Raw genomic sequence first — 14,531 nt, 5'->3', positions numbered from 1 at the left:
CCCTGGGCGGCCGTCCCATGCCTCATGAACGACGCACCTGTCCCGCGAGGCAGGAATGGGCCGCCGCAGACAACGGGAGAAAACGACATGAGCGTCAACTCGAACCTTGTCATCCAAGTCGGTGCCCTGCCTGATCTGGTCGTCTCCAACGACCCCGCCAACCCCGGCCGCATCATCATGCGATGGTTGGACGGCACCGACACCAACCAGCAATGGGTGGAGGAGCCGGCGCTGAACGGCTTCTATCTCAAGAACGTGGCCACCGGCACGTATCTGGCCTTCGGCGGCGATGACCAGCCGGTCGGCCTGTCCGGCCATGGCGACGTCTGGCAGAAGACCGGCCCCAACCAGGATTTCACCGCCATCCGATTGGCCCTGCGGACATCCCAAAACCTGAACGCCCTGGGCGGCCACCCGGCGGTGGGCACCGTCGTCGGCACGTGGACCTGGGGCGGGGGCGCCGGCAATGAGATCTGGCAGGTCCAGACCGTCAGCGCCGTGTGGCCGCGGCCCACCCAGACCTTCTCCTTCATTTCGGGCATGGCGCCCTATCTGCAGCTCTGCGTCGACCCCAAGAACACGGCCGGCGCCCTGGTGGTGGATGATAACTACGCCACGCAGGCGCCCGCCGCCTTCGTCTTCACTGCCACCCAGTGGACCAGCGGGTTCTCCATCGTGAACAAGGCGTCGGGCCTGCTGGCCTATGTCAGCGGCGACGGCAACGGTTCGTCCCTGCTGCAGCGGGCGCCCAACCAGTTGAACGTCGATTCCCTGTGGACCTACGGCGGCGGCGGCGCCTTCCAGGCCATCCGGCCCTGGATCGACTCGGGCCAGAACTGGAACGTCTTCGGCAACCCGCATCCCATCCCCAAGGGCCCGCTGGCCATGGGAACCTGGAGCTGGGGCCACGGCCAGGCCAATGAGATCTGGCAGACCGTGGTGCCCGCCACGCAGGCCCGTGCGGCCAGCATCCTATGGACGGGTGAGGCCATCCAGGCCGATGGAGAGGCGGAGCATGACCGGCCGGTGGCGGCCGCCGTCGCCGAGGTCTGGGCCCAGGCCCAGGAAAAGGCCGGTGTCGCCGCCCGGGCCAACGGCCATCACTGACCGTCGACCGGCGGGCGGGATGGCCAGGCTGTCCCGCCCGTCATTCCGGCAGCGGCGATTCGGATCTTGCCGGCTCCCAAAAGACGGAAGGCGGGGCGGTTCCGCAGACCGCCCCGCCTCTCCCTCACGGGCGGCGGATGATGGGAAGGCCGCCCGTCGGTTTCACCCCTCAGCGCCAGCAGGCCGCCGGCACCGCCTTGCGCACCAGGGTGGCGAAGTCCTCCACCGTGCAGCGGTCGCCGCCGCAGGCGGGCAGGGACAGGTCAACCTTACCCGCCGGATGGGCCGGCGTCAGGGCGGCGGCTTGCCGCAGATCCTCCAGGGTCTGGTAGTAAAGCGCCACCCGGACATAACGCTTGCCCGTGGCGGTGTCGCGGCTGACCTCGAACGCCAGGGTGGTGTCGGGGGCGGTCTTGTCCGGCTGGCCGGGAAGGGTCCAGTCCAGGCCCAGCAGGCCGGCCACGTTGGACAGGTTGGTGTCATGCCCCAGGATGGAGATCAGCCTGGCCCCCGCCGGCACGGGCGCCAAGGGGGGCGCCAGGGGTGCGGCCACCGCCCCGCCCGTCACCCCGGCCACGATCTGGCGGGCCAGCAGCGCGCCGTTGTGGCTGGCGATGTAGGGCGTGCGGCGGGTCAGGTCGGCCTGGTAGTCATGCACCGGCAGGATGGCGGCCAGCGCCTGCGGCGTGCCGGCGCGGCCCCAGCCCACCTGGTCGGCGGGCATGCCCTGCACATATTCCAGGAAGATGCTCTCGGCCAGCATGGCGCCCCGCGCCAGGGGCCCGTCCACCTTCACCTCGCCGCCCTTGTCCACCACCTTGGCGGGGCCGGTGGCGAAGCAGGCGCTGGCGGGGGTGGCGCCCGGCGCGCAGGCCTTGGGCGCCACCACCTGCACCAGGGCCGCCAGGGCGGGCGCGACGCTGGCCGGCACGGTGGCGATGTCGCCGCCGTTGGCCGCGATCACCGCCTTGGTGGCCTCATCCGCGTCCATGGGGCAGGCCCCGCCCGACGCGGCGTCGAACAGCACGTCGGGGCTGTCCGGCGCCAGGCCATGGGCCTTCAGGCCGCAGCCGGGGGCTAGCCCCTCGGCCAGGGCCTGGGCGCTGGCGCGGGTGCGCTGGTCGCCGCTGTCGCCCCAGACGAAGATGCTGTTCTCGGCGGGACAGCTGTCGGCAGCCAGCAGGCCGCGCCGGCGGTACTGGGCGCCCAGGTACAGACCCAGCTGGCGGATGGCGTCGGCGCCATGGGGGGTCAGGATGCCCCGGTCCACGGGCCAGGCCGGCCAGTCCTGGTCGGATAGGCGGCGCAACTCCGCCAGGCCTTTGGTCGGGCTGCGCACGCCGTGGCGAGACAGCATGACAACCCGTTCCAGAACTTCGTGGGAGGCGGAGGCGGTGGTGTCGGCCCGGACGGGGCCAGCCATCAGGCTGGCCGCCACTAGGCCAAGAAACAGGCCTTTTTTCATCACCACCCCGTCACCGACAGGTTGAAGAACACGCTGCGGCCCGGCGTGGTCCAGTACAGCGCGTCGCCGGTGGCGGACTGGGTGCCGGCGAAGCCGTTGATGCGGTGGGTGTCGAACAGGTTGCCGATCTTCAGGCTGGGGGTGACATCCACCAGGTGATAGCCCAGGTCCTTCAGGCGCCAGCCCACCGAGACATCGGCGGTGAACACCGGGTGGATGCGATAGGCGTTGGCGAAGTCCGGCTGGCCGGTCTTGGCGTCGGTGGTGTTGTCCTGGCCGTAGAACGGGCCCACCACCTTGCCGATGGCGGAGAAGTACAGGCCCTCGGGGCTGTCATACATGACGCCGGTGGTGGCCATCCATTGCGGCGTGTTCGCCACCCAGACGTAATTGTCCTTGTACTGGGCGTGGTTCAGGCTGGCGTTGGCGTACAGCGACAGGGCGTCCGTCAGGGCGTACTGCGCCTCCATCTCCAGGCCCTTGTAGATGGCGCCGGACCCGTTGACGAAGGTGGTCTCCGTCGTGCCGGGCACCTGGCTGGTGGAGATGTAGTTGCTGAAGTCGATGTAGTAGGCGTCAGCGCCCACCATCCAGCGGCCGTGCTGCACGGCGGTGCCCACCTGGTAGTTCATGGTCTCTTCCGGCTTGATCGAGGCGATCTTGGCCACCTGGAAGACGTCGATGGGCGGCGCCAGGAAGCCCTTGGCCACCTGGGCGTAGGCGGTCCACCCTTCCTGGATGGTGTAGTGCGCGGCGATGGAGGGCTGGGCCTCGGTATAGGTCTCGCTGTAGTTCAGCGGCGCCGGCGGCTTGGTCTTGTTGTACAGCGCGTCGACATCGCGGGTGAAGCTGGTGACCTTCACGCCCGGGATCAGGGTCAGGTCCGGCGTGACCTTCCAGTCGAACTCGGCATAGGGCTGCCAGGTGGTGTTCAGGTCGCGATACTTGTAGGTGTAGGGCGTGCCGTACTTGCCCGTGACCAGAATGTTCTGGGTCCAGTCATAGGATTCGGAATGGCGGTGGTCCAGCTGGCGGTCGTACCAGACGCCGGCCTTGATGTCGCCGAAGGACAGGCTGTCGGTCAGCCGCAAGGTGTCGCCGAAGGTGCGGTAGTTGGCGTTGGCCTCCTTGCCTGGGATGTCGCCGGCATAGGTGGCCACCTTCTTGCCGGCGGCGTTGTAGACGGTGACGCCCACATCCTTGGGGTTGCTGTCGCTGGCGTCCGACGATTCCTTGTAATGGTGGCCGAAGCCGTTGGTGTAGGCGGTGTTGTCCAGCTTGAGGGCGTCCGTCAGTTCCGACTGCACCCGGATGTAGTCGAAGTCCGAGGTATAGCGGCTGGGCTGGTACTTGTAATAGGACTGGGCCTTGGGGTTGTCGCCCAGGCCCCAGTTGTCGCCGTACTTGGCCAAGTCGGCCAGGGTGACGCCCTGCGTCGTGTACTCGAACGAATGGTTCTTGCTGGCCACCAGCGTCACCGTCGTGCGCTCCCCGATGTCCAGCACGTCCTTGAAGAAGTAGTTGGTGCGCTGTTCCTCCGCCCCGGTCAGGTAGCCGTCCGAGGTGGTGCGCTGCACGTCGAAGAACATGCGGCCCAGCACGGTGCGGCCGGTGTCGATCTCGCCGCCGATGCCCTTGGTGTTCCAGCTGCCATAGGTGCCGTAGGCGGTGACGCCCGGATCTTCCGACGGGGTTTTGGACAGGAAGCCCAGGGTGCCGCCGAAGGTGGCCTTGCCGATGGTGGAGGCGGTGCCGGGGCCCCGGTCCACCTCCGCCTGGCCCATGTCATGGGCCACGAACAGGGCGGAGCTGGTGTGGTGCAGGTCGGTGGCGTCGCCGAAGGGGATGCCATCGAAGGTGATGTTGAACTGGCTGTCCTGGAAGCCGCGCAGGCTCAGCGTTTCCGCCTTGCCCAGGCCGGGGCCGTTGGGGCTCTGGGCATAGACGCTGGGCTGGAACTTCACCATGTCGTCGAAACTGGACAGCGGGACGATGTTGTCGCGCAGGAAGCCTTCTGGAACGATGGAAGTGGGCTCCGTTGCCTCCAGCGGCACGTTGGAGGGCGAGACGCGCATGACCTTGGCCACCACGTCGATCTCGGTCATGGGCGCATCGGCGTCGGCTGCGCCAGAGGGGGCAGGGTCCGCCGCGCGGGCAGGCGGGGCGAGGGCGCCCAGCGCCATGGCCACGGCGGCGGCGCCCATCATCAGTCTGGCCCGGTTTGGGCGGGTCTCCGGTTTCGTCGTCATCATCGTCCCCCTTCGTTGATCGCGGCACCTTGGACGGCGCTTTGCAAAATCGCGTGCCGCGCTGGTACAGTCGGGACGGGATGCGGATCTTGACGGCAGCCTGACGGAAATTTCAGGTATCGCCGATCGCTGTGGCGGCATAAGGCCTTAGCCACTGCCCATTTTCTTGTGAATTTCATTTGACCGATACATGACGGGACGATGACGGGCCGCCTTGCCTTGACCGCGCTGGACTGCGACGCCGGGGGACTGATTCAGGAACTGGCGGCGCTGGGGTGGGACGTCATGGCGGACGGCATGCCCGATGTCCGCCTGCTGATCGCCACCGATGCCGGGGCGCTGCCGCGTTATCTCAAGGAAGGATGGCCCACCCTGTGCCTGGCCACCGTGGGGGCGGAGGCCGAGTCCGCCCTGCTGCGGGCCGGCGCGCACATGGTGCTGCCTTTGGATACGGCGGCGACGGCGGTGGCGGCGGCCCTGTCGGCGCTGGCCCGGCTGGCGGCGCCCGGCGACCGCGCCCTGCGGGTGGGCGACCTCGCCCTGCACGTCGGCCGCCGGCTGGCCTGGTGCCGGGGGCGGCCACTGGCCCTGGCGCCCTTGGATTTCGATCTGTTGGTGCTGCTGGCCGAACGGCCCGGGCAGGTGGTGCCGGCGGCGGAACTGCGGGCCCGGCTGTGGCCCGATGCGACGGACAGCGCCGGCCGCCTGACGGCGCACATCCACAGCCTGCGCCGCGCCCTGGGGCCGGCCGTGCCGCTGCACACCCATGGCCACCGGGGCTATGCGCTGGGGGGCGTCGACCCGAAACGATAGGCGGGAGCGTTAGGTAGTATACCGGATATCGGCGCTGGCGGCCGCCGCCTAGGGTAGCCGGCATGGTGTTCCACCAGGCGGGTGATTCCCATGCGCGCCCTTATCATCGGCAAGGCTTCGCCCTGCGTCGCGCGGCTGTCGCGGCTGCTGCGGGAACGCGGCTGGCAGGTCGACATCCTGGCGGCCCTGCCGCCGGCGCCCCGTATGACCGACGTCGTGGTGCTATCCGAGGACACCCGTCAATTGCGCGAGCGCCTGAGCCGCGCACGACGGATCTTCGCCGACGCCCTGGTGGTGACGCTGGCGGCGGAGCAGGCGGACCGCGCCGGCGCTCATGCGCTGGGCGCCGATGACCAGATGGACGCCGCCCTGACCGGCGACCTGGTGGTGGACCGCCTGCTGGCCCTGCTGCGCCTGAAGCGCCAGGGGCCGCGCCTGGCCTATGTCCTGGATGACCTGACCGTGGATGTGCGTCAGCGCCGGGTGCGCCGCGCCGGCCGTGACATCCTGCTGTCCTCGCGCGAGTTCCAGCTGCTGGTCCTGCTGCTGCAGGCGGAAGGGGCGGTGGTGCCGCGTAGCGCCATCCTCGACCGGCTGTGGGCCGGCGACCTGGACGTGGCCGACAATGCCGTGGATGCCCTGGCCTCCCGCCTGCGCCGCCGGCTGGACGGGCCGGGCCAGCCCCGTCTGCTGCACACCCTGCGCGGCGTTGGCTACTGCCTGCTGTCCGCCGTGATGGAGACCCGGGCCGCCGCCTGATGCCGCCACCGGCTGTCCATCATGTAGGCGTCGTCATGTCGGGGCCGTCATGTCGCGGCCATGCTCAGGTGGATCAGGGCGGGTACGTTGTCGCAGCCCGTCTTTTCCATGACCCGCGCGCGATGGTTTTCCACCGTGCGGGCGCTGATGCCCAGCTTCCAGGCGATGACCTTGTTGGGGTGGCCGGCCACCAGCAGGTCCATGACCTCGCGCTCACGGGTGCTCAAGGTCTCCAGCCGGCTTTGCGCCGCCTGGGATTCCGCCTGGTGGCGCAGGGTATGGCCGAAGCGCGCCATGGCCGTCTCCACCGCCCGCACCAGGGCGTCGATGGCGAAGGGCTTCTCGATGAAATCCACCGCCCCAGCCTTCAGGGCCGTCACCGCCTTGGGCACGTCACCCTGGCCGGTCAGGATGATCATCGGCAGGGGACAACCGCGCCGCGCCAACTCCGCCTGCAGCTCCAGGCCCGTCATGCCCGGCATGTTGATATCGGCGATGACGCAGCCGGGCACGCCGTCGGCCCCGGCTTCCAGAAAGCCTATGGCCGAGGGGTATGTCGCCACGGGGTATCCTTCGGCCTGGAACAGGGCGCTCAATGCGTCGCGCACGGCCTCGTCATCATCGACGATGGCCAGGGTCAGCTCAGGCTGCGGCATTGGGCACCTCCTGGGCGGGCAGCACCGAAGGTAGCGGGGCCAAAGGCAGGGAAAACGAGAAGGCGGCGCCGCCCAGCGTGCCGGTGCCGGCCCGCAGGCGGCCGCCATGGGCCTCGACGATGCTGCGGCTGATGCTGAGGCCCAAGCCCATGCCCGTGGGCCGGGTGGTGGTGAAGGGCGCGAACAGGCGGCCCGCCACCTCCTCCGCAATGCCGGGACCGGTATCGGCCACGCGAATGTCGGCCCGGGTCGGGGGGGCCGTCCCGTCTTCCGCCGCCCGCATGTCGATCAGGATGCGGCGGTCGGTGGTGGTCCCGTCGGCCAGGGCGTCCAAGGCGTTGCGCACCAGGTTGATCAGCACCTGTTCCACCTGCACCCGGTCGATGGACAGGATCAAGCCATCCCCCACCACCACGTCCAGCCGCGCGCCGGCGTTGGCGACCTCATCCGCCAGCAGGCGGGCGACGCCGGCCACCAGCTCGTCAGCCGGTACCGGGGCGCTGTCCACCTGGCCGGTGCGGTAGAATTCGCGCAGGTGGCGGATGATGGCGCCGGCCCGCTCCGCCTGGGCGGCGGCCTTGCCCATCAGTTCCAGCGCCTTGGATTGGCTTTCGGATTCCAGGATGCGGCGGCAGGCGCCGGTGTAGCTGACGATGGCCGACAGGGGTTGGTTCAGCTCGTGCGCCAGGGCGGCCGCCAGTTCCTCCGTCAGGTGGCTGCGGCTGGCCTGCTCGGCGGCGGCGCGGTGCTGGCCCAGGGCCGCGGCGGCGCGCTTGCGGGCGGAGATGTCGCGGATGGTCAGCACGCCCATGACCCCGCCCGTCTCCTCGACTATGGACAGGGACGATTCCACCGGCAGGGGGCGGCCGTCGGCGGCCACCAGCCATTCCTCGCCGCCTTCCTCACGGCGCAATAGATTGGCCAGGGGACGGCCGCGCAGGGTGTCGGGTGCCCGTCCCGTCAGGTCGGCCACCAGGCGGTTGACCTCCTCCACCCGGCCGTCGGCGTCCAGGATGACGATGCCGTCTGGCGCCAGCTCGATCAGGGTCTTCAACCGCGCCTCGCCCCTGGCGGCGGCGGCCCGCACCCGCTCGCGTTCCGAGATGACGGCGCCCAGCAGCAGGCCGGTCATGGCCAGCGACAGCATCAGGATTTGCAGCTTCAGCGCCTGATAGGGCTGGATGTCGCACACGGCGATGCCCAGGCTGAGGGCGGCCTCCAGCCCCGCCAGGGCCAGCACGGCGCCGGGCAGGCCGCTGCCGGCCGCCACCCAGACCAGGGGGATGAACACGGGGTAGAAGCGCGAGCCCACCACCCGGGGGAAAATCACCGCCACCGACAGGCAGATGCCGGCGACCTGGCCCAGGGTCTGGGCCCGCAGCAGGCGGGCGGGGTGCAGGTGGCACGCCAGGCGCGGCGCCATCAGGGCCAGGGTCGCGGTCACGGTCACGCCGGCCACGTCGCCCACCCAATGCTGCAGGGCCACGGTCAGCGGGTCGGCGGTCATGGCGCGCCCGTCCCAGCCGGTCAGCGTCCATCCCGCCAGGGGCCAGGCCGGCAGGACCAAGGCCAGGGCCAGCAGCAGCAGGCTCTGCCCCAGCGCCCCGGCCATGGTCAGGCCAGCCAGCCGCATGACGCCGTCCACATCCTCCAGCACGAAGCCCTCGTCATCCTGGCGCAGGCGGCGGGCCAGCAGCAGGGCGGGTAGGGCGAAGACCAACGGTTCGGCCAGGGTGGGGATGGCCATGCTGGCGGCCAGGGGGTGGCTGGCCGGCATCAGGACGGCGCGCAGGGTCAGGCCGATGACGGCCGCCAGCATCACCAGGGGCAGGCGGTGCGCACCCCACAGCATGACCAGCGCCAGGCCGATGCCGGCACGCAGGTTCCACGGTGCCCAGCCGGGCACAGCCGAGACCAGCAGCGGGTCCAGCAGCCCGGCCAGCGGGTACAATGCCAGCAAGGCCCAAGGCCAACGGGAATTTGACGTCGACAGCAAAAGGCCCCATCACGGACAGGATGAAGGCGGTTCCTTCATCTGACTGTGATAGGGCCCTTGCGTTACGGTCTTGTGACGCCACGCCTTATCGGGACGCCGTCTTCGACGCCGCCTTTAACGGGACGCCGTCTTCGACGGCGGGGCCCATTTGGCCAGCCAGTCGACCACGGCCTGCGGGTCCATGTGGCGGGCATCGGTCAGGTCGAAGCTGGCGTCGCCGTTCACCAGGGTGCCGTCGGCCTCCACCACCAGCACGGTGGGCACGCCCTTGAACTTCGGCACGCCGAAGCGCGCGGGCACGTCCATGTTCTTGGTGTAGCGGCCCACGTCCACCGTCACCATGACGTAGTTTTTGTCCAGGAAGCTGTGCACCTGCGGCAGTTCCACCAGGCCGGCCAGCACGCGGCAGTCGCCGCACCAGTTGCCGCCGAAGTCCAGCAGCACGCGCTTGTGCTCCTTCTTCGCCTTGGCTAGGGCGGCGTCCACCTGGGCGTTCACGGCGGCGTTGTCGATGGCCTCGTCATAGGGGTAGGGCAGGGGCTGTTTCAGTTCCACATTGCCCACCTGCGGGGCGGCGACCTGGGCGGTGGCCGCGGTGGGGGCCAACAGGGGCAGGGCCAGCAGGGCGGCGACGCCCAGGGCGGAGAGGGTGGTGCGGACGGTCATCGCAGGCTCCTGGGCTACAAGGGGACAGTCGCACTTTTCCAAGCGCGAATTCAGGTCATTATGCCTGATATGGGCACCAGGGAAAGCCCCGCCAGGGACCTATTCCCACCACCGGCCGCATGACGGCCCGGCATTTGACGAATAATGGGCGTCCGGTTCGGGAGGATTACCACAATGACCAATGTAGATAACAAGGTCATGAGCCGCGCGGACCTGAACCGCGCCTTGCTGGCCCGCCAGATGCTGCTGTCGCGCCATGCCGCCGGCGTGGTCGCGGCGGTGGAGGCGACGGCGGGCCTGCAGGCGCAGGAACCCCGCCCGCCCTTCATCGGCCTGTGGTCCCGCCTGCTGGGCTTCCGGCGCGACGACCTCCTGACCGCCTTGCGTGAACGCCACGTGGTGCGCGCCACCCTGTTGCGCGGCACCCAGCACCTGGTCAGCGCCGCCGACTACGCCGCCTGGCGCGGCCTGATGCAGCCGATGCTGACCGCCGCCTTCTTCGGCTTGGGTGACCGCACCCGCCATATCGACCCACTGCCCATCGCCGCCGTGGCCCGACCCTTCATGTCCCTGCCCCGCACCTTCAACGACCTGCGCGCCCATCTGGCCCAGGCCTTCCCGGATGAGACGGACGACCGCGCCATGGGGCACGCGGTGCGCTGCCACCTGCCGCTGGTGACGGCGCCGGACGGCGGCCCCTGGGGCATCGCCAACGATCCGCTGTACGTGGCGGCGGAGGAATGGCTGGAGCGACCGGTGGATTTGCAAGGCGACCTGCAGGGGCTGGTGCGCCGCTATCTCGCCGCCTTCGGCCCCGCCACCCCCGCCGACATGCAGGCCTGGTGCGGGCTGAAGGGATTGAAGCCGGTGCTGGAGTCCATGGCGGTGGAACTGGTGGTGCTGCGGGATGAGAAGGGCAAGGCGCTGTGGGACCTGCCCGACGCCCCCCGTCCACCGCCGGAGACGCCGGCGCCCGTCCGCTACGTGCCCGCTTTCGACAACCTCATCCTCGCCCACGCCGACCGCACCCGTATCGTGGATGAGGCCTGGCGCCCCCGCATCGTGTCCAAGAACCTGCAGGTCGCCGCCACCTTCCTGGTGGACGGCTTCGTCGCCGGCATCTGGAAGACGGCGCGCAAGGCCAAGCTGGCCACCCTGACGCTGGAGCCCTTCGTTCCCCTCGCCACCGTTGATGAGGCGGCCTTGCGCGAGGAAGGGGAGGCGCTGCTGCGCTTCCTGGAACCGGATGCGCCGGCGGTGGAGGTGAAGGTGGTGCCCCCATCTTCCTAGTCCCATGGTCCGTGTTGCGCCGCGGCGCCTCGGGGCGGACCCTGCCGTCATGGACTTCACCTTCGCCATCGCCGAGTTGGCGGGCGCCGTCGCCCTGCTGCTGTGGGGCGTGCACATGGTGCAAACCGGCGTGCAGCGCGCCTTCGGCGCCCGGCTGCGCGCGGTCCTGGGCCGGGCGCTGGCCAACCGGTTCCAGGCCTTCCTGGTGGGCATGGGCGTCACGGCGCTGCTGCAAAGCAGTACGGCCACCGGCCTGATGGTCTCCGGCTTCGTGGCCGGCGGGCTGGTGGATCTGGTGCCGGCCCTGGCCGTCATGCTGGGCGCCAATGTGGGCACCACCCTGATCGTTCAGGCCCTGTCCTTCAACGTCGACTCCATCGCTCCGGTGCTGATCCTGGTGGGCTTCCTGCTGTTCCGCCGGGGCGTCAGCCCATCGCGCGACATGGGCCGCGCCTTCATCGGCCTGGGCCTCATGCTCATGGCCCTGCACCAGTTGCTGGCGATCATAGCGCCCTATGAGGATGCGCCGAGCCTGCGCATGATCCTGGGCGCCATTGCCACCGAACCGGTGGTGGATGTCATCCTGGCGGCGGCGCTGACCTGGGCCGCCCATTCCAGCGTGGCGGTGGTGCTGCTGACCATGTCGCTGGCGGCGCAGGGGGCCGTGCCGCCCCACGCCGCCTTCGCCCTGGTATTGGGCGCCAACCTGGGTACCGCCATCAACCCGGTGCTGGAGGGGGCCGCCGGCAACGACCCCGCCGCCCGGCGCCTGCCCTTGGGCAACCTGCTGAACCGGGCGGCGGCGGTGCTGCTGGGTCTGGCGGCGCTCGGGCACCTCGGCCCCCTGATGGTGGGGCTGGAGCCGGACGTGACCCGGGCGGTGGCCGATTTCCACACCCTATTCAACCTGGCGGTGGCGCTGCTGTGCTTCCCCTTGCTGCCGTTCTACGCTCGGCTGCTGGCCCGCCTGCTGCCGGCCAGGATGGATGCGGCCGACCCGGGCCGTCCGCTCTACCTCGACCCGTCGGCCCAGGACACGCCGGTGGTGGCCCTGGGCAACGCCGCGCGAGAGGCCCTGCGCCTGGTGGATGTGCTGGAGGCCATGCTGCAGGGCCTGCGCGACGCGCTGGACGACGGTGATCGGCGCCGCATCGCCGAGACCAAGCGCATGGACGACGTGTTGGATCGGCTGAACACTGCCATCAAGGCCTATCTCTCCGCCCTGGACAGCGACGCCCTGTCGGACGCGGATCAGCGTCGGGCGCTGGAAATCCTGACCTTCGCCATGAATATGGAACACGCGGGCGACGTGGTGGACCGCAACCTGATGGGTCTGGCGCGCAAGCGGCTGAAGCGCGGGCTGGTCTTCTCGGCCGAGGGGCAGCGGGACCTGCTGGCCATGGTCGACAGCCTGATCGTCAATCTACGCACGGCGGGCTCGCTGTTCATGACCGGCGACGCCCGCGCCGCTCGCCTGCTGGCCGGCGAGAAAGAGGCGTTCCGCCGGCGCGAGAACGAGGCCACCACCGCCCACTTCGCCCGCCTCAGCGCCGGCCGGGTGGACAGCGCGGAAACCAGCGCCCTGCATCTGGACCTGCTGCGCGACCTGAAACGGGTGAACACCCATCTGGTGGAAGCGGCGGCCTATCCCGTCCTGGAACGCTCCGGCGACCTGCTGCCCAGCCGGCTGAAAGGGCGTCAGCCGGCGGATACGCGGGAGGACGGGGACTGATCACTTATCCCATTCGCGGATTACCGCCAGCCATAGGGCCAGCGTCTCCGAATGTGGGCTGGTCAGGGGCAGGTTGTCGGTTTTGACCGAGGTCTGGACCATGACCAGCTTGGTCTTGGGATCGACGAAGATGTATTGGCCCTCGGCACCTAAAAGCGCGAACAGCCGGCGCCCGTCGGGGCTGACCTTGGGGGGCAGCACCCAGACTTGGTAGCCGTAGCCGTAAAGGTGCGCCGCCGTGCCCGACGCCACCTGCGCATCGGCCGGGTCCAGGGTGGTGGCGGCCAACAGCCAGTCTTTGGGGATCAACTGCTTGCCCTCCCAGGCGCCGTCGTGGGCCAGCAGGCGGCCCAGGCGGCCATAATCGCGCAGGGTGGCGTTGAAGCCGGAACAGCCGATCTCCTGCCCGCTGGCGTCCACCTCCCACCGCGCATCCACCTCCGCCCCCATGGGCTGCCAGACCTTGGCGGTCAGATAATCGGACAGGGACTGGCCGGTGGCGTGACGCACCACCGTGGCCAGCGCCTCACTATCACCGCAGGAATATTGAAAATGGCTGCCGGCAGGGGTGGCACGGCTGTATTTGGCCAGCGCCGTCCCTTCGTCCACCCCGCTGTGTATGTCCTGGAACAGGCCATGCGGATCAGCCTGCTCAAAGGCCACGCCGGATGACATCTGCAGCAGCGCCTTCAGCGGCGTCTGGCCATAGGCGCTGCCCTTCAGGGTGGGGACGTAGGCCTCGGCCGGATCGCCGATACCCTTGACGCGGCCGTCGGCGATGGCGGCCCCCAGCAGCAGGCTGACCAGCGTCTTGGCCATGGATTGCGAGGTGAAGCGGTCCTTGTCCGTGCGGCCGTACTGGTAACGCTCCACCAGGATGGTGTCGTCCTTCAGGATCAGCAGGCCGGTGGCCGGCACCCGCGCCATATAGTCCGCCAGGCCCAGCACCGGCCCGTCCTTCACGTGCAGGATGTCGGGCACGTAGTGCAGTTCCGGTTCCGCCGACGCCCGCTTGAAGGTCCAGGGCTTGGCCGCCGCCGGCAGGGTGTGGGTCTTCACCAGGCTGTCGTAATGGCTGAAGCCCCAGACCATGTGGGGCTTCTCATACCAGTTGTCCCAGGTGCCGGCGGGATAGCCTTCCGCCTGGCCATAGGCGGCGGCGTCGGGGCCGCCGGGCTCGAAGGTCTGGGCCTTTGCGGAAGGGGGCAGCAGTGACGCCGCTAGCGCGGCGAGGATCAATCCGGCACGGCGCATCAGGTATCCCCTTCTTCAGATATCGGGTTGTCGGACCCCGGATCGGCGTCGGCCAGCCTGTCCATCAGGCCGGCCGCCAAGCGCAGCAGCTCGCGCTCCGTTGGGGTCAGGGTGGTGATCATGGCGCGGGCCAGGGCGGTGCGCCGGCCGTGCACATCGCCGAACAGGGCCTGGCGGCCGGTATCGGTGATCTCGATACGCACCTGGCGGCGGTCCACTGCGTCCGGCCGGCGGGCGATGTGGCCCTGGCCTTCCAGATCAGCCAGCAGCCGGGTCAGCGACTGCGGCTGGATGCGCAGATAGGCGGCCAGCGCCGTGGCCGTGGCCGGCCCTTCACGATGCAGTTGGCCCAGGACGCCCAGCTTGGTCGTGCTCATGCCCTCCGCCGGTCGGTTGGCCAGCAGGCGGCGGGACAGGGTGGTGGCGCTGCGGTGCAACCGCCGCGCCGTTTCCAGCGCCGCCGCAAAGACATCGTCGTGCTCGTTCATATACCAAGATATGTCTTAGTATATCACGGTAGTCAACGGGCGATTTCGGCGGTATT

The 14,531-nt window shown here is 69.5% G+C and carries 12 protein-coding genes; 5 read left to right on the top strand and 7 right to left on the bottom strand.

Translation table 11 applies throughout. The features are described 5' to 3' along the window. Positions 1–87: 87 nt before the first annotated feature. Complete coding sequence (locus tag P5F91_RS07045; protein WP_145610910.1) at positions 88–1,107, top strand: RICIN domain-containing protein; 1,020 nt, start codon at positions 88–90, stop codon at positions 1,105–1,107. A gap of 169 nt (positions 1,108–1,276) precedes the next feature. Here P5F91_RS07045 and P5F91_RS07040 read toward each other — a convergent pair whose 3' ends face one another. Both P5F91_RS07040 and P5F91_RS07035 read right to left on the bottom strand, forming a co-directional pair. Further along, positions 1,277–2,530, bottom strand: coding sequence for a histidine-type phosphatase (locus tag P5F91_RS07040; protein ID WP_186454751.1), 1,254 nt, complete (start codon positions 2,528–2,530; stop codon positions 1,277–1,279). Positions 2,531–2,571: 41 nt separating this feature from the next. Continuing rightward, entirely contained in the window at positions 2,572–4,779 is a 2,208-nt protein-coding gene (locus tag P5F91_RS07035; RefSeq protein WP_246134399.1) for a TonB-dependent receptor, read from the bottom strand. Between the two features lie 243 nt (positions 4,780–5,022). Between P5F91_RS07035 and P5F91_RS07030 the strand changes: the two genes are divergently transcribed. Together P5F91_RS07030 and P5F91_RS07025 are read left to right on the top strand one after the other, a co-directional pair. Continuing rightward, positions 5,023–5,634 carry a winged helix-turn-helix domain-containing protein gene (locus P5F91_RS07030; RefSeq protein ID WP_277906889.1) on the top strand — a complete coding sequence of 204 codons (612 nt, stop codon included), beginning with the start codon at positions 5,023–5,025 and terminating at the stop codon, positions 5,632–5,634. Between the two features lie 90 nt (positions 5,635–5,724). After that, complete coding sequence (locus P5F91_RS07025; RefSeq protein ID WP_277906888.1) at positions 5,725–6,393, top strand: winged helix-turn-helix domain-containing protein; 669 nt, start codon at positions 5,725–5,727, stop codon at positions 6,391–6,393. Between the two features lie 47 nt (positions 6,394–6,440). On the opposite strand, the gene P5F91_RS07020 is transcribed toward P5F91_RS07025, so the two are convergent. The 3 genes from P5F91_RS07020 to P5F91_RS07010 form a co-directional block, all read right to left on the bottom strand. Beyond that, the gene (locus P5F91_RS07020; protein ID WP_145610914.1) at positions 6,441–7,049 is read right to left on the bottom strand and encodes a response regulator transcription factor; all 609 of its coding nucleotides are present in this window, start codon (positions 7,047–7,049) and stop codon (positions 6,441–6,443) included. Next, complete coding sequence (locus P5F91_RS07015) at positions 7,036–9,009, bottom strand: two-component system sensor histidine kinase NtrB (RefSeq protein ID WP_277906887.1); 1,974 nt, start codon at positions 9,007–9,009, stop codon at positions 7,036–7,038. The genes P5F91_RS07020 and P5F91_RS07015 overlap by 14 nt, the downstream gene beginning before the upstream one ends. Before the next feature lie 150 nt (positions 9,010–9,159). After that, positions 9,160–9,711 carry a thioredoxin family protein gene (locus tag P5F91_RS07010; protein ID WP_145610916.1) on the bottom strand — a complete coding sequence of 184 codons (552 nt, stop codon included), beginning with the start codon at positions 9,709–9,711 and terminating at the stop codon, positions 9,160–9,162. Positions 9,712–9,885: 174 nt separating this feature from the next. Between P5F91_RS07010 and P5F91_RS07005 the strand changes: the two genes are divergently transcribed. After that, on the top strand, positions 9,886–11,001 hold the full coding sequence (locus P5F91_RS07005; RefSeq protein ID WP_277906886.1) for a winged helix DNA-binding domain-containing protein: 1,116 nt from the start codon (positions 9,886–9,888) through the stop codon (positions 10,999–11,001). A gap of 49 nt (positions 11,002–11,050) precedes the next feature. Continuing rightward, entirely contained in the window at positions 11,051–12,733 is a 1,683-nt protein-coding gene (locus P5F91_RS07000) for a Na/Pi cotransporter family protein (RefSeq protein ID WP_277906885.1), read from the top strand. Here P5F91_RS07000 and P5F91_RS06995 read toward each other — a convergent pair whose 3' ends face one another. Next, a complete protein-coding gene (locus P5F91_RS06995; protein WP_145610918.1) occupies positions 12,734–13,987 on the bottom strand; it encodes a serine hydrolase domain-containing protein in 1,254 nt (417 codons plus the stop codon). It abuts the gene before it with no gap. Further along, the gene (locus P5F91_RS06990) at positions 13,987–14,475 is read right to left on the bottom strand and encodes a MarR family winged helix-turn-helix transcriptional regulator (RefSeq protein ID WP_277906884.1); all 489 of its coding nucleotides are present in this window, start codon (positions 14,473–14,475) and stop codon (positions 13,987–13,989) included. Before P5F91_RS06990 ends, P5F91_RS06995 begins: the two co-directional genes overlap by 1 nt. Between the last annotated feature and the right edge of the window lie 56 nt (positions 14,476–14,531).

The sequence above is a fragment of the Nitrospirillum amazonense genome (assembly GCF_029594735.1).
In the GTDB taxonomy this organism is placed as follows: domain Bacteria; phylum Pseudomonadota; class Alphaproteobacteria; order Azospirillales; family Azospirillaceae; genus Nitrospirillum; species Nitrospirillum amazonense.
This window is presented reverse-complemented; position numbering and strand designations above follow the sequence as displayed.

Bases quoted from the DNA above. Each gene is read 5' to 3' on its own strand.
- P5F91_RS07040 (WP_186454751.1), bottom strand. From the start codon at position 2,530: ATGGCTGGCCCCGTCCGGGCCGACACCACCGCCTCCGCCTCCCACGAA.
- P5F91_RS07020 (WP_145610914.1), bottom strand. From the start codon at position 7,049: ATGCCGCAGCCTGAGCTGACCCTGGCCATCGTCGATGATGACGAGGCC.
- P5F91_RS07025 (WP_277906888.1), top strand. From the start codon at position 5,725: ATGCGCGCCCTTATCATCGGCAAGGCTTCGCCCTGCGTCGCGCGGCTG.
- P5F91_RS07035 (WP_246134399.1), bottom strand. From the start codon at position 4,779: ATGATGGGCGCCGCCGCCGTGGCCATGGCGCTGGGCGCCCTCGCCCCG.
- P5F91_RS07010 (WP_145610916.1), bottom strand. From the start codon at position 9,711: ATGACCGTCCGCACCACCCTCTCCGCCCTGGGCGTCGCCGCCCTGCTG.
- P5F91_RS07045 (WP_145610910.1), top strand. From the start codon at position 88: ATGAGCGTCAACTCGAACCTTGTCATCCAAGTCGGTGCCCTGCCTGAT.
- P5F91_RS07005 (WP_277906886.1), top strand. From the start codon at position 9,886: ATGACCAATGTAGATAACAAGGTCATGAGCCGCGCGGACCTGAACCGC.
- P5F91_RS06995 (WP_145610918.1), bottom strand. From the start codon at position 13,987: ATGCGCCGTGCCGGATTGATCCTCGCCGCGCTAGCGGCGTCACTGCTG.
- P5F91_RS07000 (WP_277906885.1), top strand. From the start codon at position 11,051: ATGGACTTCACCTTCGCCATCGCCGAGTTGGCGGGCGCCGTCGCCCTG.
- P5F91_RS06990 (WP_277906884.1), bottom strand. From the start codon at position 14,475: ATGAACGAGCACGACGATGTCTTTGCGGCGGCGCTGGAAACGGCGCGG.
- P5F91_RS07030 (WP_277906889.1), top strand. From the start codon at position 5,023: ATGACGGGCCGCCTTGCCTTGACCGCGCTGGACTGCGACGCCGGGGGA.